The organism is Pantoea sp. JK (assembly GCF_026130245.1).
GTDB classification, from domain to species: domain Bacteria; phylum Pseudomonadota; class Gammaproteobacteria; order Enterobacterales; family Enterobacteriaceae; genus Pantoea; species Pantoea trifolii.
Map to the genome: position 1 here is coordinate 321,528 of NZ_JAINFN010000001.1, position 24,396 is coordinate 345,923.

General features: G+C 55.1%; 28 protein-coding genes. 16 read left to right on the plus strand and 12 right to left on the minus strand.

Features of this window, described 5'->3' with window-relative positions:
* Position 1 precedes the first annotated feature (1 nt).
* The 4 genes from rsxG to PanJK_RS01550 are packed head-to-tail and all read left to right on the plus strand — an operon-like array spanning position 2 to position 2,918.
* Positions 2-637: an electron transport complex subunit RsxG gene (gene rsxG / locus PanJK_RS01535; RefSeq protein WP_008110260.1), complete on the plus strand. Its 636-nt coding sequence runs from the start codon at positions 2-4 to the stop codon at positions 635-637.
* On the plus strand, positions 630-1,331 hold the full coding sequence (locus PanJK_RS01540; RefSeq protein WP_008110261.1) for an electron transport complex subunit E: 702 nt from the start codon (positions 630-632) through the stop codon (positions 1,329-1,331). The genes rsxG and PanJK_RS01540 overlap by 8 nt, the downstream gene beginning before the upstream one ends.
* Positions 1,328-1,963 carry an endonuclease III gene (gene nth, locus PanJK_RS01545; protein ID WP_008110262.1) on the plus strand — a complete coding sequence of 212 codons (636 nt, stop codon included), beginning with the start codon at positions 1,328-1,330 and terminating at the stop codon, positions 1,961-1,963. The genes PanJK_RS01540 and nth overlap by 4 nt, the downstream gene beginning before the upstream one ends.
* A 10-nt stretch (positions 1,964-1,973) precedes the next feature.
* Positions 1,974-2,918 (plus strand): zinc-dependent alcohol dehydrogenase family protein, encoded by a 945-nt coding sequence (locus PanJK_RS01550; protein WP_414858925.1) that lies wholly within the window; start codon positions 1,974-1,976, stop codon positions 2,916-2,918.
* A gap of 32 nt (positions 2,919-2,950) precedes the next feature.
* Here PanJK_RS01550 and PanJK_RS01555 read toward each other — a convergent pair whose 3' ends face one another.
* Positions 2,951-3,640: a CTP synthase gene (locus PanJK_RS01555; RefSeq protein ID WP_265296883.1), complete on the minus strand. Its 690-nt coding sequence runs from the start codon at positions 3,638-3,640 to the stop codon at positions 2,951-2,953.
* Between the two features lie 652 nt (positions 3,641-4,292).
* On the opposite strand from PanJK_RS01555, the gene dtpA reads away from it, so the two are divergent.
* From dtpA to gstA, 3 genes are all read left to right on the plus strand, one after another.
* Complete coding sequence (gene dtpA / locus PanJK_RS01560) at positions 4,293-5,798, plus strand: dipeptide/tripeptide permease DtpA (protein ID WP_256696347.1); 1,506 nt, start codon at positions 4,293-4,295, stop codon at positions 5,796-5,798.
* Positions 5,799-5,934: 136 nt separating this feature from the next.
* The gene (locus PanJK_RS01565) at positions 5,935-6,816 is read left to right on the plus strand and encodes a LysR family transcriptional regulator (protein ID WP_265296885.1); all 882 of its coding nucleotides are present in this window, start codon (positions 5,935-5,937) and stop codon (positions 6,814-6,816) included.
* 99 nt (positions 6,817-6,915) lie between these two features.
* Positions 6,916-7,521: a glutathione transferase GstA gene (gene gstA, locus PanJK_RS01570; protein ID WP_265297405.1), complete on the plus strand. Its 606-nt coding sequence runs from the start codon at positions 6,916-6,918 to the stop codon at positions 7,519-7,521.
* 71 nt (positions 7,522-7,592) lie between these two features.
* Here gstA and pdxY read toward each other — a convergent pair whose 3' ends face one another.
* The 5 genes from pdxY to anmK form a co-directional block, all read right to left on the minus strand.
* The gene (pdxY, locus tag PanJK_RS01575) at positions 7,593-8,453 is read right to left on the minus strand and encodes a pyridoxal kinase PdxY (RefSeq protein WP_256696345.1); all 861 of its coding nucleotides are present in this window, start codon (positions 8,451-8,453) and stop codon (positions 7,593-7,595) included.
* Positions 8,454-8,509: 56 nt separating this feature from the next.
* Entirely contained in the window at positions 8,510-9,784 is a 1,275-nt protein-coding gene (tyrS, locus tag PanJK_RS01580; protein WP_154194163.1) for a tyrosine--tRNA ligase, read from the minus strand.
* A 139-nt stretch (positions 9,785-9,923) separates the two neighbouring features.
* Positions 9,924-10,580 (minus strand): pyridoxamine 5'-phosphate oxidase, encoded by a 657-nt coding sequence (gene pdxH / locus PanJK_RS01585; protein WP_176971533.1) that lies wholly within the window; start codon positions 10,578-10,580, stop codon positions 9,924-9,926.
* 22 nt (positions 10,581-10,602) lie between these two features.
* A complete protein-coding gene (locus tag PanJK_RS01590) occupies positions 10,603-10,932 on the minus strand; it encodes an MliC family protein (RefSeq protein WP_256696344.1) in 330 nt (109 codons plus the stop codon).
* Positions 10,933-10,941: 9 nt separating this feature from the next.
* Positions 10,942-12,063 (minus strand): anhydro-N-acetylmuramic acid kinase, encoded by a 1,122-nt coding sequence (gene anmK / locus PanJK_RS01595; protein ID WP_265296890.1) that lies wholly within the window; start codon positions 12,061-12,063, stop codon positions 10,942-10,944.
* 275 nt (positions 12,064-12,338) lie between these two features.
* On the opposite strand from anmK, the gene slyB reads away from it, so the two are divergent.
* Positions 12,339-12,806 carry an outer membrane lipoprotein SlyB gene (slyB, locus tag PanJK_RS01600; protein WP_008110282.1) on the plus strand — a complete coding sequence of 156 codons (468 nt, stop codon included), beginning with the start codon at positions 12,339-12,341 and terminating at the stop codon, positions 12,804-12,806.
* 40 nt (positions 12,807-12,846) lie between these two features.
* Here slyB and slyA read toward each other — a convergent pair whose 3' ends face one another.
* Positions 12,847-13,284 (minus strand): transcriptional regulator SlyA, encoded by a 438-nt coding sequence (gene slyA, locus PanJK_RS01605; protein ID WP_265296892.1) that lies wholly within the window; start codon positions 13,282-13,284, stop codon positions 12,847-12,849.
* A gap of 151 nt (positions 13,285-13,435) precedes the next feature.
* On the opposite strand from slyA, the gene PanJK_RS01610 reads away from it, so the two are divergent.
* Genes PanJK_RS01610 through PanJK_RS01620 form a run of 3 tightly spaced genes read left to right on the plus strand, consistent with a single transcriptional unit; the run spans position 13,436 to position 16,544 of the window.
* Positions 13,436-13,672 carry a DUF1656 domain-containing protein gene (locus tag PanJK_RS01610; RefSeq protein WP_008110284.1) on the plus strand — a complete coding sequence of 79 codons (237 nt, stop codon included), beginning with the start codon at positions 13,436-13,438 and terminating at the stop codon, positions 13,670-13,672.
* 6 nt (positions 13,673-13,678) lie between these two features.
* Positions 13,679-14,536, plus strand: a complete 858-nt coding sequence (locus tag PanJK_RS01615; RefSeq protein ID WP_265296894.1) for an HlyD family secretion protein — start codon at positions 13,679-13,681, stop codon at positions 14,534-14,536.
* Between the two features lie 7 nt (positions 14,537-14,543).
* A complete protein-coding gene (locus tag PanJK_RS01620; RefSeq protein WP_265296895.1) occupies positions 14,544-16,544 on the plus strand; it encodes an FUSC family protein in 2,001 nt (666 codons plus the stop codon).
* Here PanJK_RS01620 and PanJK_RS01625 read toward each other — a convergent pair whose 3' ends face one another.
* The 4 genes from PanJK_RS01625 to PanJK_RS01640 all read right to left on the minus strand — a co-directional run bounded on the left by PanJK_RS01625 (position 16,545) and on the right by PanJK_RS01640 (position 18,949).
* Positions 16,545-17,012 carry a hypothetical protein gene (locus tag PanJK_RS01625; RefSeq protein WP_256696339.1) on the minus strand — a complete coding sequence of 156 codons (468 nt, stop codon included), beginning with the start codon at positions 17,010-17,012 and terminating at the stop codon, positions 16,545-16,547. It abuts the gene before it with no gap.
* Positions 17,013-17,142: 130 nt separating this feature from the next.
* On the minus strand, positions 17,143-17,661 hold the full coding sequence (sodC, locus tag PanJK_RS01630; RefSeq protein WP_256696338.1) for a superoxide dismutase [Cu-Zn] SodC: 519 nt from the start codon (positions 17,659-17,661) through the stop codon (positions 17,143-17,145).
* Between the two features lie 80 nt (positions 17,662-17,741).
* A complete protein-coding gene (locus tag PanJK_RS01635) occupies positions 17,742-18,638 on the minus strand; it encodes an aldo/keto reductase (RefSeq protein WP_265296896.1) in 897 nt (298 codons plus the stop codon).
* Positions 18,639-18,709: 71 nt separating this feature from the next.
* On the minus strand, positions 18,710-18,949 hold the full coding sequence (locus PanJK_RS01640) for a DUF1289 domain-containing protein (protein WP_008110296.1): 240 nt from the start codon (positions 18,947-18,949) through the stop codon (positions 18,710-18,712).
* Positions 18,950-19,177: 228 nt separating this feature from the next.
* On the opposite strand from PanJK_RS01640, the gene eptA reads away from it, so the two are divergent.
* The 5 genes from eptA to rnt all read left to right on the plus strand — a co-directional run bounded on the left by eptA (position 19,178) and on the right by rnt (position 23,884).
* Entirely contained in the window at positions 19,178-20,815 is a 1,638-nt protein-coding gene (gene eptA, locus PanJK_RS01645; RefSeq protein ID WP_265296898.1) for a phosphoethanolamine transferase EptA, read from the plus strand.
* Between the two features lie 39 nt (positions 20,816-20,854).
* Positions 20,855-21,451 carry a TetR/AcrR family transcriptional regulator gene (locus PanJK_RS01650; RefSeq protein ID WP_258144996.1) on the plus strand — a complete coding sequence of 199 codons (597 nt, stop codon included), beginning with the start codon at positions 20,855-20,857 and terminating at the stop codon, positions 21,449-21,451.
* A 50-nt stretch (positions 21,452-21,501) separates the two neighbouring features.
* A complete protein-coding gene (locus PanJK_RS01655; protein ID WP_265296900.1) occupies positions 21,502-22,599 on the plus strand; it encodes an alkene reductase in 1,098 nt (365 codons plus the stop codon).
* 101 nt (positions 22,600-22,700) lie between these two features.
* Positions 22,701-23,108 (plus strand): lactoylglutathione lyase, encoded by a 408-nt coding sequence (gene gloA / locus PanJK_RS01660; RefSeq protein WP_007892766.1) that lies wholly within the window; start codon positions 22,701-22,703, stop codon positions 23,106-23,108.
* Between the two features lie 107 nt (positions 23,109-23,215).
* Positions 23,216-23,884, plus strand: coding sequence for a ribonuclease T (gene rnt / locus PanJK_RS01665; RefSeq protein ID WP_101764547.1), 669 nt, complete (start codon positions 23,216-23,218; stop codon positions 23,882-23,884).
* Positions 23,885-23,919: 35 nt separating this feature from the next.
* On the opposite strand, the gene PanJK_RS01670 is transcribed toward rnt, so the two are convergent.
* Positions 23,920-24,255: a Grx4 family monothiol glutaredoxin gene (locus tag PanJK_RS01670; protein ID WP_175501675.1), complete on the minus strand. Its 336-nt coding sequence runs from the start codon at positions 24,253-24,255 to the stop codon at positions 23,920-23,922.
* Between the last annotated feature and the right edge of the window lie 141 nt (positions 24,256-24,396).

The window sequence follows — 24,396 nt, forward strand, 5'->3', positions numbered from 1 at the left end:
GATGATCGAAGCTATTCGTAAAAATGCGGTGACGCTGGCGGCGTTTGCAGTGATCACCACTGGTGTGACGGCGGTGGTTAACTATGTCACCAAACCGACGGTGGAGCATCAGACCGCGCTGCAACAGAAAAATCTGTTAGATCAGGTGGTGCCAACCGATCTGTACGACAATCACATCCAGCAAGAGTGTTATCTGGTGACCGATGCGGTGGCGCTGGGCAATGGTAAACCGCATCATCTCTATTTAGCGCGTAAAGGCGATCAGCCCGTGGCGGCAGCGCTTGAGACCACCGCGCCAGACGGCTATTCTGGAGCGATTCAGATGTTGGTCGGGGCCGATTTCCACGGAAAAGTGCTGGGCGTGCGCGTGGTTGAACATCATGAAACGCCGGGCCTTGGCGATAAAATCGAACTGCGTATTTCAGACTGGATCAACAGCTTTAATGGCAAAGTGATCCACGGCGCTGATGATAAAAATTTTGCGGTGAAAAAAGACGGCGGTGAATTCGACCAATTTACCGGCGCTACCATTACGCCACGTGCGGTGGTCAACGCCACTAAGCGCACCGCGCTGCTGATTGAAACACTGCCAGCGAAGTTATCTTCGCTGCCTGAATGTGGAGATGCAAATGAGTGAAGCCAAGAATTTACTGGTCGGCGGCCTGTGGAAAAATAACTCCGCGCTGGTGCAGCTGCTCGGCCTGTGTCCGCTGCTGGCGGTCACTTCAACCGCCACCAATGCCCTCGGCTTAGGCCTGGCGACCACGCTGGTGTTGACCATCACCAACAGCGCAATTTCTGCTTCACGTCGTTGGGTGCCGGCTGAAATCCGTATCCCGATTTACGTGATGATCATCGCCTCGGTGGTGAGCTGCGTGCAGATGCTGATCAACGCCTACGCATACGGTTTGTATCAGTCGCTAGGCATCTTTATCCCGCTGATCGTCACCAATTGCATCGTGGTGGGTCGCGCCGAAGCGGTCGCCTCGAAGAGCAGCATTCCGCTCTCCGCGCTGGATGGTTTTGCCATCGGCATGGGCGCAACCTGCGCGATGGTGACGCTGGGTTCGATTCGTGAACTGATTGGCAGCGGTACGCTGTTCAACGGTGCGGATCAGTTGCTGGGACCGTGGGCTAAAGCGCTGCGTATTGAAGTGGTGCATTTTGATTCCCCAATGCTGCTGGCGATGCTGCCACCGGGCGCCTTTATCGGCCTCGGCATGCTGCTGGCGGCGAAATACCTGATCGATCAGAAGATGAAACAGCGTGCGGCCACACGTGCTGCGGCGCCTGAAGCCGAGCCGCAAGGCGCAACCGGGAAAGCGGTGTGAATAAAGAGAAACGCGCGCAAATCCTGACGCGCCTGCGTGATGAGAATCCGCATCCCACCACAGAACTGAACTTCAGCTCGCCGTTTGAGCTGTTGATTGCGGTGTTACTCTCCGCGCAAGCCACCGACGTTAGCGTCAACAAAGCCACCGCGAAGCTCTATCCGGTGGCGAATACGCCAGCAACCATTCTGGCGCTCGGCGTGGATGGCGTGAAGGAGTACATCAAAACCATCGGCCTGTTTAACAGCAAGGCGGAGAATGTCATCAAGACCTGCCGCATTCTGCTGGAACAGCACGGCGGCGAAGTGCCGGAAGATCGTGCCGCGCTGGAAGCGCTGCCGGGCGTCGGGCGCAAAACCGCCAACGTGGTGCTTAATACCGCTTTTGGCTGGCCGACGATTGCTGTCGATACGCATATTTTTCGTGTTAGCAATCGCACCCGCTTCGCGCCGGGTAAGAACGTGGAAGAAGTGGAAGACAAACTGCTGAAAGTGGTGCCGGCGGCGTTTAAAGTCGACTGCCATCACTGGCTGATTCTGCACGGTCGTTATACCTGCGTGGCGCGCAAACCGCGTTGCGGATCCTGTCTGATCGAAGATCTGTGTGAATTCGACGCCAAAACCGAACTCTGAATCGCTGCTGATAAGCAATCTCGCCCTCGCTTATCGGCAGTTTGGCGATCCTGCCAGCGTACTTACGCTCGAATCCTCTGCTTTAGCGCCCTGCGCGGCTGGCCTGCTGCGCGTGGCGATGCAGTTTGCTCCCATCAATGCTTCCGACCTGATTCCGATTACCGGCGCTTATCGCCATCGCGTCTCGCCGCCGCTCATCGCTGGCTATGAAGGCGTCGGCACGGTGGTGGCTGCTCCGCCGGCGTTTCGCCATTTGCTTGGCCAGCGCGTGCTGCCGCTGCGCGGCGTCGGCACCTGGCAGCGTTATGTCGATTGCGATCCGCTGAGTGCGGTGCCGGTTCCGCCCGATATCAGCACCACGCTGGCGGCACGCGCCTATATCAATCCACTGGCGGCGTTGCTGATGCTCAAGCAGTGGTCGCCAGCCGGTAAGCGCGTGTTGATCACCGCAGGCGGTTCCGCTTGTGCTCTGTTACTTGCGCAGTGGGCGCGACAGATGGGCGCAAGCAGCATCACTGTGATTCATCGAGCGCCGCAGCATGGCGCACGCTTGCAGCAATTGGGAATCGTTGCGCTGGCTGAAACGCAGCGGGCCGAGATTGCTGCTGCCGCCCAGCAGTGCGATCGGGTGTTTGATGCGGTGGGCGGCGAAATCGGCCAGTTGATTTGGCAAGCTTTGTCTGTCGACGCTGAATTCATTGCTTATGGCGTGCTGAGCGGCAAGCCGGTGCGGGTTAATGCGCCACGTCCGGCGCTGCACTGGTTTCACGTCCGGCATACGCTGGAGGATTTAGCCCATCAGGATTGGCAACGGTTGTTCAGTGAGCTCTGGCCGCTGTTACGTGCCAGTGAATGTGGCGAGGTAGAAATTTTCCCGCTGGCGCACTGGCGGGAGGCGATTCAGTGCTATCACCAATCGGGGCGGGAGCGCAAGCCGTTGTTGCAGATCAGCTGATAGAGGTCGCCATGAATGGCGACCCTATGTATTTAACCTGCGGCGGCTTGCAGCCACGCGACCACCAGCGGCGAAAGCCGGTTTTGTAACGCTGCACGTTCGGACTGGAACAAGGTGGCGACAAAGAACGGGTGATCGGTCAATTCAATGCCGCGCACGTCGCCGTCCAAATCCCAGGAAGTGATCTGCAGATTCTGTGTCGCCAGCGCTTCGCTGAACTCAGGGTTGACGCCAAAGTTGCAGTGGTAACCCTCATCGCTCTGCAATGCGCCGTAAGCCTTTGCAATACGTGAACCCGGCTGGAAGGTGACGCTTCCGCGCTGTTCCACCAGTGAACAGGCCAGCGGCGCAATCACCCAACGACCGCTGGCATCGGTTTCCGCATGCGCCGCATCTTCCCAGCCCAGCACATTGCGCGCGTACTCCACGATGGCGTACTGGAATCCGCCACACGAACCCAATAATGGCTTACCGCTTTCCCGCGCCCAGCGAAGCGTGGCAAACACGCCCGCGTCATTGAGATAAGGACTGCCCGGTACCAGCCAAATCGCCTGGTAATCATTGAGGTTGTGCTGATCGAGCTCGGAGGTGGCAATCCAGTCGGCGCTAACATCAAGGGAAAGGGTTTTTGCAGCGAGTTGTACGGCGGGAGGAATGGCTTGATGCGCAACGGCATCAGCACGGTAATCGCCAATCAGGGCAACACGAATCGACTTCATCATGACTACGTCCTTTGAGGGAAAAAAGGAGGTTACAGCAAAGTTAATGCGCTGTCTAAACGCCTCAAATGCCGATTGTTGCGTCTTTCGTTTCCACGCATTGCGCTTATGGCGGCCTGTTTATCTGGCAAATAATGCACCCAATCGCGCTAATATTCGCCAGATGTCAGTTCCGCAAAAGATTTCTTCTTTTACCACGCTAATTAATTCACGGTTTTGTGCGCAGGATCAACTAATTAGCGATCTGGAATCTTTTGACTGCTTATTACGCTCACCAATCAAGCTGTTGTGCTTATATAGTGCCCAATAAGAATAATAATCTCTGTATAAATTATGAACTTCAGCGTTATATTCTAATAATGTCTCTCTGAGCAGTTTATATCATGAAAATGATCTTCCAGATCTGCATTTCACCTGTTTATCCTGGTATAATGCCACACAGCGAGATTTAACACTGATTTACAACTTTGTATAACGGCATTAACCCTACCTATTGCAAGTATTTCAGCGTGCAGAAAATGCTTGCCCTGATGGACTGATTCAGCCAAATTAGTCGCCGTTTTTCCTTTCTAATAACAATGTTGCGCGGGATTACCCAGCCCGACGCAGACTTAATTCCTGTCGCAAAACAGGCTATGTTAAAACTGAGGTATACGTGTCAACTGCAAACAAACACACTGACGGGGCGCCAAGCCTCAACGCTTTCAAGCAACCGAAAGCGTTTTATCTGATCTTCTCCATCGAACTGTGGGAACGTTTTGGTTACTACGGTCTGCAAGCCATCATGGCGGTTTACCTGGTTAAACAGCTGGGCATGTCCGAAGCGGACTCCATTACGCTGTTCACCTCGTTTAGCGCGCTGGTATATGGTTTAGTCGCCATCGGCGGCTGGCTCGGCGATAAAGTGCTGGGTACCAAACGCGTTATCGTGCTCGGCGTGATGGTGCTGGCGCTGGGTTATGCACTGATTGCCTTCTCTGGCCATGACACCTCAATGGTGTACATCGGTATGGCGACCATCGCGGTGGGTAGCGGCTTGTTTAAAGCCAACCCGTCTTCCCTGCTGTCGACCTGCTATGAGAAAGATGACGCGCGCCTCGATGGTGCCTTCACCATGTTCTACATGTCGATCAACATCGGTTCGCTGTTCTCGATGATGCTGACGCCGTGGCTGGCTGCGAAATATGGCTGGGGCGCGGCGTTCTCGCTGTCGGTTGTCGGTCTGGTCATTACGCTGCTGAACTTCCTGTTCTTCCAGCGCGTGGTGAAAAACTACGGCTCCAAGCCGGATTTTGCCCCGCTGCAGATGGGTAAACTGCTGATGACGCTGGTTGGCGTGGTAGCGCTGATTGCGCTGGCGGCCTGGCTGCTGCATCACCAGAGCATCGCGCGTATGACGCTGGGCGTCATCGCCGCGGGTATCGTGGTGATCTTCGCCAAAGAAGCTTTCGCGTTGAAAGGTGCGGCACGCCGTAAGATGATCGTGGCCTTCCTGCTGATGGTAGAAGCGATTGTGTTCTTCGTGCTCTATATGCAGATGCCAACCTCACTCAACTTCTTCGCTATCCGCAACGTTGAGCATGCGATTCTCGGCATCACCTTTGAGCCAGAGCAGTTCCAGGCGCTGAATCCGTTCTGGATTATGCTGGCAAGCCCGATTCTGGCGGCAGTGTATAACAAGCTCGGCGATAAAATGCCGATGCCACACAAATTCGCCTTCGGTATGGTGCTGTGTTCAGCGGCCTTCCTGGTGCTGCCGTTTGGTGCCAAATTTGCCAACGAAGCCGGTATCGTCTCGGTGAACTGGCTGATCCTCAGCTATGCGCTGCAGAGCATCGGTGAGCTGATGATTTCCGGCCTGGGCCTGGCGATGGTGGCACAGCTGGTTCCACAGCGCCTGATGGGCTTCATCATGGGTTCCTGGTTCCTGACCACCGCCGGTGCAGCAATGATTGCGGGTAAAGTCGCCAACCTGATGGCAGTACCGAGTGATGTGACCGATCCGCATACTTCGCTGGCAGTTTACAGCCATGTGTTCCAGCAGATTGGTATTGCTACCGGCGTGATTGCCCTGCTGATGTTGATTACCGCGCCACTGCTGAACCGCATGACGCAGGATGACAGTCAAACTGAACTGAAACGCGCTAACGCCAATCAGTAATCAGATAGCCGGGCTTGTCCCGGCTTTTTTCTGCCCGCTATTCACATTTCCTTTAACGATTTCTGCTGCTCACACTTCGCTTTTCGCTCACTTAACTTCATGATATCGGCTCACTGTTAATCAGCGTGGAAGAAGCATGGACAGGTTTGATGAGCTTGAGGTGTTTGTCGCGGTTATCCAGCAAGGCAGTTTGGCTGGCGCCGCGCGTTTGTTACAGCGATCGCCACCGGTGATCACTCGCACTCTTAATACCCTCGAAGCCCGTCTCGCCACCACTCTGATTGAACGCACCACCCGCCAGCTGGCACCCACCGAAGCCGGCTGGCAGCTGTTTGAGCAGGTGCAACGGGTGTTGAGCGATTATCAGCGCGCCATCGACAGCGCTCACCACAGCGGCCTGCATGGCTTGCTGCGTTTAACCGCACCGGTGCAGTTTGGTCGTCGCCACGTCATGCCCTTAGTGAATGCCTTTCTGCAACAGCATGCGGAGATGCAGATTGAAGTGGTGCTCAGCGACACCTATCAGGACCTGATCGAAAACGGTCTTGATATCGCGCTGCGCATTGGCGAACTGCAGGACTCTTCGATGGTGGCGCGTCAGGTTGGCACGGTGCGTTCAACGCTGGTTGCCAGCCCCGACTATTTGCAACAGGCTGGCACGCCTCTTCATCCCACTGAACTGACTCAACATGCGTTAGTGACGAGCCTGCGCCATACGCGCGAGTGGCGCTTCGTCCAGGATCTGCGCGTGCGCATCACGCCGCGTCTGCGGGTTAATGATGTGGAGAGCCAGCTGGAAGCGTTGCGCAGCGCACACGGCATTGGACGGCTGCTGTCGTATCAGGTTCTTGACGATATCCACAGCGGAAAATTGCTGCGTTTACTGCCTGAATGGGAGCCGGCCCCGTTGCCGGTGCAGTTAGTCACCCAGCGCGTGAAGAATATGACGCCTAAAGTGCGGCAATTTTGGGATTTTGCGCTCGAAAAGCTGCCATTACTGCCATGCTTTGCTGAATAAACCTGAACGGTGACCGCAATTCCTGATCGCTGTCACTGGCAAAAATCCCTGGCAGACTTATGCTGCTTCGATCACCACAACACTCAAGGAGAAGCCATGATGAAACTCTATTGTAAGCCCGGTGCCTGTTCGCTATCACCGCATATTGTCGCGCTGGAATGCGGACTGGACTTTACCCAGGTGAACGTGGACCTGCAGAAGAAAGTGACCGAGCAAGGAGAAGATTACTGGCAGATTAACCCGAAAGGACAAGTGCCGGCGCTGCAGTTTGATGATGGCAGCATCCTGACAGAAGGCGTGGCGATTGTGCAGTATCTGGCGGATCTCAAGCCGGATCGCAACCTGCTGGCCCCGACCGGTAGCCTGACGCGCTACCACACGCTGGAGTGGTTAAGTTATGTCAGCAGCGAACTGCACAAGGGTTTTAGCCCGCTGTTCCGTCCTGATACGCCAGAAGAGTACAAAGCCATTGCGCGTGCGCAGCTGGAGAAGAAATATCAGCAGGTGAATGAGGCGTTGCAGGATAAGCAGTGGCTGCTGGGATTACGCTTTACCGTTGCCGATGTGTATCTGTTCGTAGTGACGCGCTGGGCTAAAGCCATCAAGCTGGATTTAGCGGGACTGGATGCGCTGGAAGAATGGTTTAGCCGGGTTGCGGAACGTCCAGCGGTGCAGGCGGCGTTGAAGGCGGAGGGTTTGGTTTAATACTGTCGTAGGGTCGCCATTCATGGCGACCTGGATTGCAGGTGCGCATTCATGCGCACCTAAAAAGGAATTTACAGCTTTTCTGCCGCGAAATGCTGCGTCGGTTTGGCAATTGCATCCTGCGCGGCCACCAACTGCAATTCGTACTCGCCCATTTCGTGAGTTTTCAGCATCACTTCATACACCGCCGCCGTGATGTGCTCCAGCGCATCCTTTAACGACTTACCGTGCAGCAGATCGACCAGCAGCAGGCCGCTGGTGAGATCGCCCACGCCAACCGGCTGACGCACGCCAAAGTCCACCAGCGGACGGCTGATGTGCCAGCACTCATCGGCGGTCACCAGCAACATCTCAAAGCGGTCGCTGCGGCGTCCGGCACGCGCCAGATGTTTTACCAGCACCACTTTCGGGCCTTTGCTAATCAGTTCTCGTGCCGCCACCACCGCTTGCTCCACGTTGGCCACTTCATGCCCGCTAAGCATCTCCAGCTCCAGCAGGTTTGGCGCGATGATGTCGCTGGCGGGCAACGCCATTTTGCAGTGAAACTCCGCCACGCCCGGCGCCACGATGCAGCCTTTTTCCGGATGGCCCATCACCGGATCGCAGAAGAACCATGCGTTCGGGTTGGCTTCTTTCACCAGGCGCACGATCTCCAGAATCTGTTCGCCCTGCTCCGCCGATCCCAAATAGCCACTTAATACCGCATCACAGGTCTTCAGGCGGTCCACCGCCGCAATGCCTTTAACGATGTCGGTCAAATGTGTGGCGGGCATCACGGTGCCGGTCCAGTGACCATATTGGGTGTGATTAGAAAATTGCACGGTATTCAGCGGCCAAACGTTTGCGCCCATGCGGCGCATCGGGAATTCGGCAGCGCTGTTACCGGCGTGTCCGTAAACAACGTGAGATTGAATTGCGAGAATATTTTTCATTTTGCCCTGTACTGCTGTCTTGCCATAAAAAAGGGCCGGAAGCCGGCCCTGAACGCTTACTGCCAGTTAATCAGGCAGTAATGTTTTTTACCGCGACGCAACAACGTGAAACGTCCAAACAGTTTATCGCTGTCGCTGAAACGATACTCCGCATCTGACTGTTTTTCGCCATTCAGCGAGACCGCGTTAGAACCGATCATGGTGCGCGCCTGGCCGCGTGATGGCACCAGCTCAGCCGCCACCAGCGCCTGCTGCAAGTCGTCTTCTGCCGTCAGCGTGATGGTGGGCATGCCGTCCTGCGCCAGCTGCTCGAAGTCGGCTTCGGTCATCGCGCTGAGGCTGCCGGAGAACAGGCTCTCGGTGATGCGTTTTGCCGCCGTTAAGCCGCTTTCGCCGTGCACCAGACGTGTCACCTGCTCAGCCAGCACGTACTGCGCGCGTGGCGCTTTGCCGCTGTTTTTGTCTTCTTCTTCCAGCGCATTGATCTCTTCAATGCTCATGAAGGTGAAGAACTTCAGGAAACGATATACGTCTGCATCCGCCGTGTTGATCCAGAACTGGTAGAACTTGTACGGACTGGTTTTCTTCGCATCCAGCCACACCGCGCCACCTTCGGTTTTACCGAATTTGGTGCCGTCAGATTTGGTGATCAGCGGTACGGTCAATCCCCACGCCTGCTGCTGATGCAGGCGACGCGTCAGATCGATACCGGAGGTAATGTTGCCCCACTGATCGGAACCGCCAATCTGCAGCACCACATCGTGACGCTTGTTCAGCTCTGCAAAGTCATAACCCTGCAGCAGGTTGTAAGAGAACTCGGTGTAGGAGATGCCCTGATCTTCGCGGTTCAAACGCTGCTTCACCGCTTCGCGGTTGATCATCTGATTGACGGAGAAGTGCTTACCGATGTCGCGCAGGAAGGTCAGCACATTCATGCCGCCAAACCAGTCGTAGTTGTTCGCGGCAATTGCGCTGTTGTCGCCGCAATCGAAGCTAAGGAAAGGTGCGACCTGGTTGCGGATCTTATCGACCCACTCGCCAACGGTTTCAGCGGTGTTAAGTTTACGTTCTGCTGCTTTAAAGCTGGGATCGCCAATCAGACCGGTGGCACCACCCACCAGCGCAACCGGCTTGTGTCCGGCATCCTGAAAACGTTTCAGGCAGAGCAGCGGCACCAGATGGCCCAAATGCAAGCTATCAGCGGTAGGATCGAAGCCGCAATAGAGTGCAATTGGCCCTTGCGCCAGTCGCTCTGCTAACGCTTCTTCATCCGTTACCTGGGCGACTAAGCCCCTTTCTTGCAATTGTTGTATCAGGTTACTGCTGGTCATCACTGACTCCAAATTGATCAGACTGCACCTAGGCTGGTACACAGCTTTCCGCCGACGTGCGGAGACGAAAAAAAAGAGGGCTATAGCATAAAGCGCTGACGCCAACTGCGCCAGCGTTGAAAGGGGATAAAACGCAGTTTTACGGGGCTAAACGGTCAATCGACCAGCCATTATCATTACGCTGGTAGAGGAAGCGATCGTGCAGGCGATGTTCGCCGCCCTGCCAGAACTCCACGGTGTGGAATTTGACGCGGTAACCGCCCCAGAAACTCGGCAGCGGCACGTCACCCTGCTGGAATTTCTGCTTAAGCTCGAGAAACTTGCCTTCCAGCACGCCGCGCGCAGAAATGCGGCTCGACTGCTTCGACACCCACGCACCAATCTGGCTATCACGCGGGCGACTGCTGAAGTACTTCAGCACCTCAAGGGGCGACAGTTTTTCCACCTCGCCCAGCACCATCACCTGACGCTCCAGGAAATGCCACGGGAAGTGTAGCGAAATACGCGGATTCTCTGCCAGCTGCAGCGCCTTGCGGCTGCCAAGGTTGGTATAGAACACCATGCCTTGCTCGTCGTAGTGCTTGAGCAGCACGATGCGCTGATAAGGCTGGCCGCTGCTGTCAACGGTGGCCACCGTCATCGCCGTTGGATCCGGCAACTGCGCGGTGCAGGCTTGCTGCAGCCACTGCTCAAACAGCGCCAGGGGATTATCGGGCAGATCTTTACGTCGCAGCCCGCCGCGGGTGTATTCACGACGCAGATGGGCAATATTTTGCAAGCTGTCACTGTCGCTCATGCTGTTTCTCTTTCTCTGACGTTTACTGAGCGGAGGTATCCGCGTTCTGCAATTCACAATCATTAATCACGATTTTGTTATTACGTTCAACAAAAGCGCCATTGCCTTTTGACCAGAAGACGTAAGTACCGTCGCTGTAGCGCGCGCCAGAGGCCGAGACCGTTTGTGTCAGCGTTAGCGGCTTGCCATCCAGAATAAAACTCACCTGCTGCTTCGCATTATCCTGGGTGACCGTCAGCGGCAAGGTGCCGCACTGATAGCGCAGCTGTTGTGGAGTCTCTTGCTGTTTATGCATCATGCCGCAGCCACTCAAGATCGCCACGCTACTCAGCACCATAATTGTTTTTTTCATCTTCACCTCTTAACGAATAGGTCGGGGATTGGCCGGAAAAATCGCGCCCAATACACTCATCTCCCGCGCGCCGGTTACCGCTGGCAGGTTGCCCGGTAAGCCATTTAATGTGCGAAACGCCAGCCAGGCAAAGGCCAGCGCTTCCATATCATCACCGCTGATGCCCGCTTCGTCGGTGGTACCCACTTCGGTACCCGACAGATGCGTGGCGAGACGCGCCATCAGCAGCGGATTACGGCTGCCTCCGCCGCACACCAACAGACGATCGCAACCGTCGTTGAGCTGCACCTGCTGGGCGATGGTCAACGCCGTCAGCTCATTCAACGTGGCCTGCACATCTTGTGGCGCCAGCGCTGGGAAACGCTGCAACTGCTGCTCAATCCAGCTGAGATTGAAATATTCCCGTCCGGTGCTTTTTGGCGGCGGCAGCGCAAACCACGGATCGCCTAGCATTAACTCCAGCAGCGCCGGAACCACCTGACCGCTGCGCGCCCAGACGGCATCTTTATCGTACGGCAAACCTTTATTGCGCCAAATCCACGCATCAATCAGCATATTGCCCGGCCCGGTATCAAAACCGCGTACCGGCTGGCCGGGAATTAGTAGCGACAGATTGGCGATGCCGCCGATATTCAGCACCATGCGGCGCTCGACGCTGTCCATTAACAGCGCCTGATGGAAGGCCGGCACCAGCGGTGCGCCCTGCCCGCCGAGCGCCATATCGCGGCGACGAAAATCACCGATCACCGTCACGCCGGTGGCCGCTGCGATCTGGTTGTTATCGCCAATTTGCAGCGTATTGGGCGCATCACTTTGCGGTTCATGCCACACCGTTTGTCCGTGGCAGCCAATCGCCATAATGTCGCTGGCTTCCAGCGACTGCTGGTGCATCAAGGTCAATACCGCCTCGGCGAACAGTTTGCCAAGCCGCGTGTCCAGCTGCCCGAGCTGCGATAGCGTCAAGGATTGTCCCTGACAAATGGCCAACACCTGCTGGCGTAATTCCTGCGGAATGGGATGACAATAGCTGGCCTGCTGCGCCACCATTTGCCCATCAATGGCCGCCAGTACCACGTCCACGCCATCAAGGCTGGTGCCGGACATCACGCCAATATAGCGTCCTGATTTCATAGCGGTTCACTCCCTTAACATCATCTGGCTTAAGCCTGGCAAATTACCGGGACTAATTCTATGATAAAATTCCGCTTTTCAGCGTCACTGCGCAGTCTGTTCCAGCTCAGAAATATTTTCTGCAGGTAATTGAATTTTTGTTGATGGGAGACGGTCTATGCTTCGCCCCAGCAGCGTATTATACGGACTTAGAGTCATTTGCCAGTTTTCTGTCTTATACTCTGTGCAGTACAGGATGAGAAATATGGCGTTTATTTGCATTAAGGAGCGTTCTGATGATTAAGCGTTTTGTAGCCGTGGCGTTGACCGGCTTAACTCTGGCAGGTTGTGCCAACGACAGCACCCTTTCCGGTGACGTTTACAGCGCCAGTGAAGCTAAACAAGTACAAAGTGTTTCCTACGGCACGCTGGTTTCGGTTCGTCCGGTGAAAATCCAGGGCGGCGATGAAAACAACGTGATTGGCGCAATTGGTGGTGCAGTGCTGGGTGGTTTCCTCGGTAACACCATTGGCGGCGGCAGCGGTCGCAGTCTGGCAACCGCAGGCGGTGCGGTACTCGGTGGCGTAGCCGGTCAGGGCGTGCAGGGTGCGGTTAACAAATCTGACGGTGTCGAGCTGGAAATCCGCAAGGATGATGGCAACACCATCATGGTGGTGCAGAAACAAGCTGCCACCCGTTACTCGGTTGGCCAGCGCGTCGTGATGGCGTCAAACGGCAGCCAGGTTACCGTTTCGCCACGTTAAGCGAGTAGATAAAAAAAACCGACGCCTGGCGTCGGTTTTTTTATTTCTCGCGGTTGTGAAACTCGAGAATATTTCTTTCCAGCCGCGCAATCAGCGTCACCATCTGATTAATCTCTTCCAGGCTGATGCCGGAAAGAATGTCATCGCGCGTGGCATCAATCACATTCTCAACCTGCTCGATGATCGGCTCAGCCTGTTTGGTCAGCTTGATGCGCTTGGCACGGCGATCGTTGGCGCAGGTCGCGCGGGTGATTAATCCCTTCTCTTCCAGCTGATCCAGCGTGCGCACCAGTGAAGGCTGCTCAATGCCAATGGCTTTTGCCAGCTGAATCTGAGACTGCTCTGGCGGGAGTTGATGAATATTGTGCAGCGTCACCCAGTGTGTTTGTGTCAACTCAAGCGGTTTTAAACGCTGATCGATTAACGCGCGCCAAATGCGCACCAGGCGAGACAGATCGGTTCCCAAGGGCGTATCCATTGCATCTCCTTATAATTAGCTTGCTAGCTATTAAGCCAGATTTTACACTATTCTGCGAGTTTACCTGGCAAATTACAAATACCAGGCCTGCATACACGCTTGCCGTCTACGCTCTATTAAGATGATTCCCGGTCAAAAAGGATGATGACACGTGTCCCTTACCGCTTTTTCCCCCAGCGCCCCGCTTACCGACCTGGTGTTCGGTGCGTCCCTGTTTTTCCCGCCGCTGTTTAAAGCGGTGTTACTCGGATTCTTTTTCTGGTTGTTGATTCACCCGCTGATACGCGGCTGGATCTACTCCGGCGATGTCTGGCATCCCACCTTAATGGACCTTTCCCTGTTTGTATTGTGCGTCGCTGGCGCATTGTGGTTACTGAGCCTCGGATAAATCACTATGAAATTCAACCCTTTTAAGTATTTTTCAACTGTAGTGATCTTTGCGCTGGCCCTGCTTGCCGGATGGTGGATGTGGAATTACTACATGCAATCGCCGTGGACGCGGGATGGCAAAGTGCGCGCCGAGCTGGTGGATATCACGCCTGAGGTGTCCGGGCGCATCATCGCTCTGGAGGTGCGTGACAATCAGTTCGTGCATAAAGGTGACGTGCTGCTCAAGCTTGATCCGGTGCCGTGGCAAATTGCGCAGGCCAACGCCGAAGCGCAGCTAGCCAAAGCGCAGGCCGACCTGGCGAAAGCGCAGCATGAAGCCAATCGCCGCGCCAGCCTGCCGCGCAACGTCATTTCAGCGGAAGATATGGACGCCGCGCGCTTAACCGCCAATGCCGCTGCATCAACGGCGAAAGCGGCGCAGGCCAGCCTCGATCAGGCGCGCTGGAACCTCGATCAAACCACCCTTACCGCGCCCACCGATGGCTGGATCAGCAACCTGACGCTACGCACCGGCAACTATGCCAGCGCCGGTACGCCGCTGTTTGCGCTGGTCGACAGCCACTCTTACTACGTGATGGGCTATTTCGAAGAGACCAAGCTGCGCCATATTCAACCCGGCGCTGCGGCGCAGATTGTGTTGTACAGCAACGGTGCGCGTTTGCAGGGCAAAGTGGAGAGTATCGGACGCGCCATTTACGATCAAAGCGTCGCCAGCGATGGCGGTTTGGTGCCGGATATCAAGCCTAACGTGCCCTGGGTGCGTCTGGCGCAGCGCGTGCCTGTGCGCATTCGCTTGGATGCGTTGCCGGAAGGCGTGCCGCTAGTGGCGGGCACCACCTGCACCATCTCGATCGCGCACTGAGGCTGTGATGAATTTTCAGTGGCTGGCCTGGCAAAATCTGCCGTGGATAAAAGCAAGCTGGGGCGAATGGCGCTACGCGCTGCGTAATGGCATTGCGATGTGTCTCGCCTTGACCATTGCTTATGCGCTGCAACTCGACGAACCCTACTGGGCCATGACCTCGGCGGCGGTAGTGAGTTTTCCCACCGTCGGCGGTGCCATCAGTAAAAGTCTGGGGCGCATCGTTGGCAGTTTGCTCGGTGCCAGCGCCGCGCTGCTGATTGCCGGACACACGCTAAACGAGCCCTGGCTGTTTGCCTTTTTCATGGCCGGTTGGCTGGCGTTCTGCACCTGGATCGCCAATCACTACCAAAACAATGTGGCCTACGCGTTTTCGCTGGCGGGATATACCGCCGCCATCATTGCCTTTAGCAGCGTCAACATCACCGATGTCACTCAGCTGTGGGATATCGCCCAGGCGCGCGTGTGCGAAGTGATCTCCGGCATTCTTTGCGCCGGATTGATGATGATGATTCTGCCCAGCACCTCGGATGGCAACGCGCTGATGAGTTCACTGCGTCAGATGCACGCGCGTTTGCTGGATCATGCGGTGTTATTACTGCAGCAAGGCAGCACCGATAACGTGCGCACCGCCCATGAAAATGTCATTAGCCAGATTCTCACCATGAACCTGCTGCGCATTCAGGCGTTTTGGAGCCACTATCGCTTCCGCCGCCAGAACAACGTGCTGAACTATGTGCTGCACCAGCAGCTGCGTCTGACCAGCGTGCTCTCCAGTCTGCGCCGCATGTTGCTGAACTGGCCCGATGCGCCGCCTGAACTTTACGATGCCATGGCAAAACTGCTGCACGAATTGGCGCAGCCGCACTGCGACAAATACCGTCTGGCGCTGATTTTGCGCGGCATCACGCCATCAGCAACCGGTGATTACCGGCAACGCGCCTTTGTCCAGCGACTGCGCTATTTTTGCTGGGTCTATCTCAACGTCAATCGCTGGATTCGCCTGATTGAACGCGCCGATGCCGATACCCGTTTTCAACCGCCGTATGCGCCATCGCTGGCGCGCGAAAGCGACAGTGCAGAAGCCGGCTGGAGCGCACTGCGTACTTTTAGCGTCATCATGCTGGGCTGCGCCTTTTGGATCACCACGCAATGGGATTCCGGTGCCGCCGCCCTGACGCTCACCGCCATCGCGTGCGTGTTGTACTCTTCCGCGCCTTCGCCCAGCGGCAGCGTCTCGCTGTTACTCAAAACCTTGCTGTGGCTGTCGCTGTTTAGTTTTGTGCTGCAGTTTGGCTTGATGGTGCAAATCAGTGCGCTGTGGCAGTTTTTGCTGGTGCTTTTCCCGCTGTTACTCACCTTGCAGTTGTTCAAACTGCAGCAGAAGAAACGCGCGGGAATGTGGGGGCAATTCATTGTATTCATGGGATCCTTTATCGCCGTCACCAATCCGCCGGACTGGGATTATCAAAGCTTCCTCAATGACAATATCGCCAAGGTGTGCGGCGTACTGCTGGCGTGGCTGGCGTTTCAGGTGCTGCGTCCCAGTTCCGATGCGCGCCGCAGTCGTCGGCATATTCGCGCCCTGCGCCATGCGTTTCTTGATCAGCTACGCCGTCATCCGCGCCTGAGCGAAAGCCACTTTGAATCGCAGATTTATCATCATATTAGTCAGCTCAGTAACAGTCGTGACGAGCAGGCGCGCGTGTGGCTGCTGCGCTGGGGCGTGGTGCTACTCAACTGTTCCCACATTGTCTGGCAGCTGCGCGAATGGCAGCCAACGTCGGCTACGCTAGGGCAAATGCGCGACAGCAGCCTGCAGGATCTACAACGGATTATGAGCCTGCGCGGCGTGCATCACACCGCGTTGCAGGCCACGCTCGATGAGCTGGAAACTATGATTAACCAGCTGCAGCAGCAAGCGGAGAGCGAAGCCAATACGCTGGCGGGTATTTTGTGGCGCCTGCGCTGCTCACTCGCCCAGTTGGCGCAGGCGGTGCCAGATTGATTACTGACAATATTGCGTGGTCTGGCGATTAAAATCATCCTGCAACTGCTGCAGCGATTTCTGTCCTTCGAAGCGGGTTTTGTCTTGATCGGACATCGGTTCAATCACCAGCGCCTTCTCTTCTGAAGAGTAAACAAAGCGGCGATTTAATTCGGTACCTGTAAAACTTTTACCGCGAATGCTCCCGCAAACGATCGTCATGGAATGACGATAGATCGCAGTAGTGATGAAATTTGTTTCACTTGCACTGCGAAGCACATTTTGGCATCCCCTGGTTTCCAGCTGCTTAAGAGTGCGTTGCGTTAACCATTCACGACCACGGGCGATATTTTCACAATCTGCACGTAGAGGATTGGTATCAATTGTCCACTGAAGCTGCCGACTCGCATCCAACCTTAATTGTGTATCGTTGGGTTGATCGCATCCCACCAGCAATAAACATAACAACATCATCCCACGCGCTTTCATTCCCACCCCTGAAGGTTTTATACCTGAATCAATATCATAGGACGGAAAAACCGCTGAGAGTAGCCAGAAAATGGGTCAATTTTTTTCAAAGGAAGGAAATCAGGGCGACAAGCAGCTGCCGCCCAGGAGTTTAAATTACGCCGCAGGCAAAACGCGCCCCCCCGCCGCCGAGCGGTTGCGGATGGTCGGCATGATTATCGCCGCCCACATGCACCATCAAGGCTTTACCTTTGATTTCACTCAGGGATTTGATGCGTGGCGCAACCACCGGATAATTCGCCTTGCCATCTTCGGTTACAAACAGCGCGGGTAAGTCGCCAAGGTGACCATCGGCGTACGGACCAAGATGCTTGCCGGTTTTTTGCGGATCGAGATGTCCGCCCGCCGCACCGGCCGCCACCGTTTTACCGTCCGATTCGCCCGGTTCACAGCTGCCTTTAGCATGCACGTGGAAACCATGAATGCCCGGTTTAAGGCCGCTTAACGCTGGCGTAAATTGCACACCGTACGGCGTTTCGCTGATAGTGACTTTGCCAATTGCCGCCCCGATGCCTTGCGCGGTGGTTTCATGCAGCGTGACTTCTTCTGACGCCGCCTGCGCGCCTGCGGCGCAGGCCAGAGCCAGCATAACAATGAGGATTTTCTTCATAACGTCTCCTTACGGTTAGATTCTCTGTAAGCCTGGACTGCTTTCATCCAGGCTGCCGTAATTTGACGCAGCTTTACGCTTTAGGGCACATCGTAACCGATGGCGGCTTTGCGGATGCGGAACCATTGCTGGCGATCGAGGGTTAACTGGCATGCGCCAACCGCTTCTTTCACCCGTTCAATTTTGCCTGATCCAATAATTGGCAGCGGACGGCTTGGCAGCTTCATCACCCATGCATACACCACTTGCTCAATATTGCTGGCACCAGCCTCCTGCTTCACCTGCTCCAGCTCATCGCGCAACGGCTGATAGTGCGGATCGTTAAACACGCGACCGCCGCCGAGGCAGGACCAGGCCATTGGGCGGATGCGGTTTTGCTGGCACTGATCAAGCGAGCCATCCAGCAGCGACGTTTGCTCCAGCGGGGAGATTTCCAGTTGATTAGTGACCAGACTGAATGGCAAACGCGATTGCAGCAGCGTGAACTGAGACGCGGTGAAGTTGGAGACGCCAAAATGGCGCACTTTGCCGCTCTGATGCAACGCCGTAAAGGCTTCGGCAATTTCATCCGCGTCCATCAACGGATCCGGACGATGAATCAGCAGTAAATCGAGGTAATCGGTATTGAAATGGCGCAGCGAATTCTCGGCGCTGTGCAGAATGTGGCTGGCTTCAGTGATGTAATGACCAATACGGTGTTCAGGTTTAGCGCGCGTCGCAATGCCGCATTTAGTGACGATTTGCAGCTTCTCACGCAAACCTGGCGCCAGGCGCAGTGCTGCACCAAAGGCGGCTTCACATTGGTAATCGCCGTAGATGTCGGCGTGATCGACAGTGGTAATGCCCAGCGCTAAATGGTGCTCAATAAACTGCACCACTTGCTGCGGCGTCATGCCCCACTCCATTAAACGCCAGTAACCGACAATCAGCGGTGAAAAGGACGGTCCCTGCGGTGCAATAGCCTGCGGTTGTAACATGGTTAAACTCCCTAAACACGATTCCAGATAACGAAAACGGGAGTATAACGAAAAGGCAGATCGTCGTTTTCTTAAAACAGTTCCGGTTGTTGTGGATCATGATCTTCATCGACTTTTTGCTGGCGCTGCAGGCGCAAAAAGCGTTGCCGGCACAAGCGCAGCACATCGCGCTTTTGCGCATCGCTGAATTTCATCCAGTTAAAGCGCTCTTCCCGGCTGCGTAAACAGCCACGACAATAGCCACGCGCGTCGCTCTGGCAAATGCCGCGACACGGGCTGGGAACGGGGAAGAACTCTAGTTGCTCGGCCACATGCACTCCGCAATTAACATCTCAAATCACATTGATAACAGCTTAATGACATTGAGCAAAGAGTATACGGGCATTGCGCATAATCAAGCCATCGCGGCATTTCGTTACGCCTGTTTACCAAAAAGCCAGCATTTAAAGGATTTGGATTGCTTACGTTTAATCTTCGTTAAGGTTTTCCTCATCTTGTCTTCATACGATTGTAACATTACCTCTTACCGTTGAGTTTTCATGAGATTCCCGATCACCTTTCAGTGCGGCACCAACGGATTTAACCTTATTGCCGCCCTGTTTTTCGCATTAGTCATGAATGCCCTGTTCTTGCTGCGCGCCTGGGAAATGATCCCTTACGATCACTTCCACGATTATCTGTTCGCCGCCAGTATTCCGCTGGTGCTCGCCTCGGCTTTCTATTTTCTCTTCTCGCTAGCTGCCTGGCCTTATCTACGCAAGCCGTTGCTGATTGCGCTGGTATTAGTCAGCGCCGCCGCCAATTACTTCATGCACAGTTTTGGCACGGTGATCGACACCAATATGATTCAAAACGTCTTTGAATCCGACCCGCAGGAAGCCGGTGCGCTGATCAGCAGTCGCTATCTACTCTGGATGCTGTTGATGGGAATGGTGCCGGTGGTGCTGATTTGCGGCGTGCGCATCAATAACGGCACGCGCTGGTGGTGGAATCTGCTGCAACGCCTGACGGGCGCACTGGGCGCAATATTACTCATCTTGCTGATGGCGGCGCTGTTTTACAAAGATTACGCCTCGCTGATTCGCAATAATAAAAACCTGATCAAGATGATTACTCCGGCCAACGTGGTTAGCGGTACTGGCCACTATGTCGATCAACGCTATCTGCAAGGTAGTCAGGAACTGGTAAAAATTGGCGAGGATGCCCACAAAGGCCCATTAATCTCCGCAGCAACCAAGAAAACGCTGGTGGTGTTAGTGGTGGGTGAAACGGCGCGCGCCGAGAATTTTTCGCTGGGTGGTTACGCGCGTGACACAAATCCGCAACTGAAAAAACAGCAGGTGATTTACTATCCCAACGCCAGTTCCTGTGGCACAGAAACCGCCATTTCGGTGCCCTGCATGTTCTCCAATATGCCGCGCGTGCATTACGACGCGAATCTGGCGCATCATCAGGAAGGCGTGCTCGATATCCTGGCGCATGCCGGCGTGAGCGTGCTGTGGCGCGAAAACGATGGTGGCTGCAAAGGTGCCTGTGACCGCGTGCCGCACACCGATATGACGCAGTGGAAACTGCCGCAATATTGTCACGATGGGTTTTGCCAGGATGATGTGTTGCTGCATCGTCTTGATAACTATGTTGATAGCCTGCATAACGATGGCATTATTGTACTGCATCAAATGGGCAGCCACGGTCCTGCCTATTATCAGCGTTATCCGGCTGAGTTCCGCCGTTTTACGCCCACCTGCGATAGCAAACAGATTCAGGATTGCGATCATCAGGCACTGGTAAATACCTACGATAACTCGCTGCTATATACCGACGCCATGCTGAGCCGCACCATCAATAAGCTCAAAGGCCTGAGCGATCGCTTCAATGTGGCGCTGGTTTATCTCTCCGATCACGGCGAATCGCTTGGCGAGCGCGGGATGTATCTGCACGGTGCGCCTTATATGTTTGCGCCCTCACAGCAAACACACATTCCTCTGCTGATGTGGATGTCTCCGGAATACGCGGCGGCGAATCACATCAATGAGGCCTGTTTGCGCCAGCAAGCCGCCGACGCACAGGTGTCGCAAGATAATCTTTTCCATACGCTTTTAGGCATGTTCAACATCCAGACGCAGCAGTATCAATCGCAATTGGATATGAACAGATCGTGCCAAACCAACGCCTGAGGGTTGCGCTAGACTGACTGGTCTAATAACCTGCGACCCATGAACAAGACTCTGCAACGCAACGATACCCGTGAACACCTGCTTGCTATTGGCGAGCAGGTTTGTTTACAGCGCGGCTTTACCGGCATGGGTTTGATCGAGATGCTGGCGCTGGCGGAAGTCACTAAAGGCTCGTTCTACCACTATTTCGGTTCGAAAGAGGCCTTTGGCGTGGCGCTGATTGAGCGCTACTTCGCCCACTTCCAGCAACAGATTGATCAGCAGCTGAATCTGCCCGGTTTACCGCCGAGCGAACGCCTGTTAGCGCATTTCCGCTACGGCGAAAGGCTGTTTATCGAGCAAGGTCATATTGTTGGCTGCCTTGGCGTGAAATTGTCAGCCGAAGTGTGCGATCTCTCCGAACCCATGCGCGATGCCCTGCAACAGGGTGCCAATGCCATCATCGCTGCCTACACGCGCTGTTTGACTGAGGTCGCCGCTGAGCAGCCGCTGCCATTTGGTCAAACGCCGCAGCAGCTGGCGCAGCGCTGCTACTTGTTGTGGCTCGGAGCCAGTTTGCAGAGCAAGATTTCCCGAGAGCCGGGTCCGATTAGTCTGGCGCTCGACACCATCGAACAGTGGCTGATAAGTCACTGATTTTTAAAAATCGTCGTTACTAGACGACCGGTCTTCCTGGAGCAATCAATATGGCGAGTAAGCAGCTGTTCTCCCCACTCAAAGTGGGCGCGATTACCGTACCGAACCGCATTTTTATGGCCCCGTTGACGCGCCTGCGCAGCATTGAGCCAGGCGATATCCCGACGCCGCTGATGGCAGAATATTATCAGCAGCGCGCCAGTGCCGGTTTGATTATTACCGAAGCCACCCAGATCTCTTTCCAGGCGAAAGGCTATGCCGGTGCGCCGGGTCTGCACACGCAGCAGCAAATTGCCGCGTGGAAACTGATTAACGAAGGCATTCATGCCGCTAACGGTCACAGCGCCGTGCAGCTGTGGCACACCGGCCGCATCTCTCATAACAGCGTGCAGCCAGAAGGCAAAGCACCGGTCGCACCGACCGCGCTGGCGGCGGGTACGCGCACTTCCCTGCGTGCTGCGGATGGTTCGGTCTATCGTGAAGACACTTCAGTACCGCGCGAGCTGTCAGTGGCTGAAATTCAGCAAATCGTCAAAGATTTTGGTCAGGCCGCTGCCAATGCGCGCGAAGCCGACTTCGACCTGTTGGAACTGCATTCAGCACACGGTTATCTGATGCATCAGTTCCTCGCACCCGGCTCAAATCAGCGTAGCGATGAGTACGGCGGTTCGATTGAGAAACGTGGCCGTTTCGCGCTGGAAGTGGTGGATGCGGCGATTGCTAACTGGTCTGCCGATCGTATCGGTATCCGCGTTTCGCCAATCGGTGCCTTCCAGAATCTGGAAAATGGCCCGGAAGAAGAGAAAGCAGCGTTGTGGTACATCGCCGAGTTGGGCAAGCGCGGCATCGCCTATCTGCACCTTTCTGAGCCGGACTGGGCGGGCGGACAGCCATACAGCGATGCATTTCGTGAGAAAGTGCGTGCGCTGTTCCCAGGCGTGATCATCGGTGCCGGTGCCTACACCGTTGAGAAAGCGGATGATCTGATTGCGCGCGGCCTGATTGACGCAGTGGCGTTTGGCCGCGACTTTATCGCTAACCCGGATCTGGTTGCTCGTTTGCAGCAAGATGCGCCACTCAATCCGCAGCGCCCTGAAAGCTTCTACGGCGGCGGCGCGGAAGGTTACACCGATTATCCCACCCTGTAAGAAAATGGCTGCCGCCTCGGATAGGCGGCAGCGATGTTTCATCAGTGTGTATACTTAGTTGTCTTGTCATTCACTGATGACGTTTTAAAAAAGAGGATGTTATGCGTTTACTTCACACCATGTTACGCGTTGGCGATTTGCAACGTTCTATCGATTTCTACACCCGCGTGCTCGGCATGCGCGTGCTGCGTCAGAGCGAAAACACCGAGTACAAATACACGCTGGCATTCGTTGGCTACACCGAAGAGAGCGAAGGCGCGGTGATTGAGCTGACTTACAACTGGGGCGTGGATAAATACGATCTCGGCAACGCTTACGGCCATATCGCGCTGGGCGTGGACAACGTGGCTGACACCTGCGAACGCATTCGCAGCGCGGGCGGCAACGTAACGCGTGAAGCGGGCCCGGTAAAAGGCGGTTCTACCATTATTGCCTTTGTTGAAGATCCAGACGGATACAAGATCGAACTGATTGAAAATAAACATGCCGGTCACGGCTTAGGCAACTAAGGTTGCTGGTCAGCCTGCTAATTGCAGGCTGATTTCCCTCTCCTGCTGCACCCTCCTGCGATTTTTGCCATAATGCGCGCTGCCCTATTTATTGCCATGAGATCCTGATGTCTGAATCGAACGCTTTAAACGCTCTCCACCAACGCTTCCGCGGTTTTTATCCTGTTGTGATCGACGTTGAAACCGCAGGTTTCAATGCACAAACCGATGCACTGCTGGAAATTGCAGCCACAACGCTGAAAATGGATGAAGACGGCTGGTTGCACCGCGATGAAACGCTGCACTTCCATGTGGAACCGTTTGAAGGCGCCATTCTGAATCCTGCTGCGCTGGCGTTTACCGGCATCGATCCCACCAATCCGCTGCGCGGTGCGGTTAGTGAATACGAAGCTCTGCATGCGATTTTTAAAATGGTGCGCAAAGGCACCAAAGATAGCGGCTGCAATCGCGCGATTATCGTGGCGCACAATGCCACTTTCGATCTCAACTTCGTGATGGCGGCCGCAGAGCGCGCCAGCCTGAAGCGCAATCCGTTCCACCCTTTTGCCACCTTTGATACCGCAGCGTTAAGTGGTTTAGTGCTGGGGCAAACCGTGTTGGCGAAAGCCTGCAAAGCGGCGGGAATGGAGTTTGATAGCACACAAGCGCATTCGGCGCTGTATGACACCGAGCAAACCGCGACGCTATTTTGTGAGTTGGTGAACCGCTGGAAACGCCTGGGCGGCTGGCCGCTGGCTTTCAGTGAAGAATCTGCAGACGAGGCGTCTGCCGAGTAAGCAAAGAAAAGGCCGACATTTGTCGGCCTTCTGCATTATTCCGCTTCTTTATACTTCTCAGCGGTCTCTTTCAGCAGTGGCTGAAGTTCGCCGCGCTGGAACATCTCAACGATGATGTCGCAGCCGCCGACCAGTTCGCCATCGACCCACAGCTGCGGGAAAGTTGGCCAGTTAGCGTATTTTGGCATTTCAGCGCGAATATCCGGGTTCTGCAGAATGTCCACGTATGCGAAACGCTCGCCACAGGCAGAAAGCGCCTGCACGGCTTGCGCCGAGAAACCGCAGCTTGGCAGCTTCGGAGAACCTTTCATGTACAGCAGAATCGGGTTTTCTGCGATCTGACGCTGAATTTTTTCAACAGTACTCATTATTGCCTTCCTTAATCTTCTACTTCGTGTTTGTTTATTGTAGCGATTTCGCTCCCGGACTGAAAACGGGATTTTGCGTTTGCACTGGCGAATCGCCATGTTTGTTAAGTTAACGCATGACAAATAACATTTTCATATCATTAA

Excerpts from the sequence above, each read along its gene's own strand:
- slyA (WP_265296892.1), bottom strand. The coding sequence starts at position 13,284 with ATGGATACGCCCTTGGGAACCGATCTGTCTCGCCTGGTGCGCATTTGG.
- gloA (WP_007892766.1), top strand. The coding sequence starts at position 22,701 with ATGCGTTTACTTCACACCATGTTACGCGTTGGCGATTTGCAACGTTCT.
- PanJK_RS01625 (WP_256696339.1), bottom strand. The coding sequence starts at position 17,012 with ATGAAAGCGCGTGGGATGATGTTGTTATGTTTATTGCTGGTGGGATGC.
- PanJK_RS01565 (WP_265296885.1), top strand. The coding sequence starts at position 5,935 with ATGGACAGGTTTGATGAGCTTGAGGTGTTTGTCGCGGTTATCCAGCAA.
- pdxY (WP_256696345.1), bottom strand. The coding sequence starts at position 8,453 with ATGAAAAATATTCTCGCAATTCAATCTCACGTTGTTTACGGACACGCC.
- sodC (WP_256696338.1), bottom strand. The coding sequence starts at position 17,661 with ATGAAGAAAATCCTCATTGTTATGCTGGCTCTGGCCTGCGCCGCAGGC.
- rnt (WP_101764547.1), top strand. The coding sequence starts at position 23,216 with ATGTCTGAATCGAACGCTTTAAACGCTCTCCACCAACGCTTCCGCGGT.
- eptA (WP_265296898.1), top strand. The coding sequence starts at position 19,178 with ATGAGATTCCCGATCACCTTTCAGTGCGGCACCAACGGATTTAACCTT.
- PanJK_RS01655 (WP_265296900.1), top strand. The coding sequence starts at position 21,502 with ATGGCGAGTAAGCAGCTGTTCTCCCCACTCAAAGTGGGCGCGATTACC.
- anmK (WP_265296890.1), bottom strand. The coding sequence starts at position 12,063 with ATGAAATCAGGACGCTATATTGGCGTGATGTCCGGCACCAGCCTTGAT.
- PanJK_RS01620 (WP_265296895.1), top strand. The coding sequence starts at position 14,544 with ATGAATTTTCAGTGGCTGGCCTGGCAAAATCTGCCGTGGATAAAAGCA.
- PanJK_RS01590 (WP_256696344.1), bottom strand. The coding sequence starts at position 10,932 with ATGAAAAAAACAATTATGGTGCTGAGTAGCGTGGCGATCTTGAGTGGC.
- PanJK_RS01540 (WP_008110261.1), top strand. The coding sequence starts at position 630 with ATGAGTGAAGCCAAGAATTTACTGGTCGGCGGCCTGTGGAAAAATAAC.
- slyB (WP_008110282.1), top strand. The coding sequence starts at position 12,339 with ATGATTAAGCGTTTTGTAGCCGTGGCGTTGACCGGCTTAACTCTGGCA.
- PanJK_RS01650 (WP_258144996.1), top strand. The coding sequence starts at position 20,855 with ATGAACAAGACTCTGCAACGCAACGATACCCGTGAACACCTGCTTGCT.
- PanJK_RS01635 (WP_265296896.1), bottom strand. The coding sequence starts at position 18,638 with ATGTTACAACCGCAGGCTATTGCACCGCAGGGACCGTCCTTTTCACCG.
- tyrS (WP_154194163.1), bottom strand. The coding sequence starts at position 9,784 with ATGACCAGCAGTAACCTGATACAACAATTGCAAGAAAGGGGCTTAGTC.
- PanJK_RS01555 (WP_265296883.1), bottom strand. The coding sequence starts at position 3,640 with ATGATGAAGTCGATTCGTGTTGCCCTGATTGGCGATTACCGTGCTGAT.
- PanJK_RS01615 (WP_265296894.1), top strand. The coding sequence starts at position 13,679 with ATGAAATTCAACCCTTTTAAGTATTTTTCAACTGTAGTGATCTTTGCG.
- gstA (WP_265297405.1), top strand. The coding sequence starts at position 6,916 with ATGAAACTCTATTGTAAGCCCGGTGCCTGTTCGCTATCACCGCATATT.
- rsxG (WP_008110260.1), top strand. The coding sequence starts at position 2 with ATGATCGAAGCTATTCGTAAAAATGCGGTGACGCTGGCGGCGTTTGCA.
- pdxH (WP_176971533.1), bottom strand. The coding sequence starts at position 10,580 with ATGAGCGACAGTGACAGCTTGCAAAATATTGCCCATCTGCGTCGTGAA.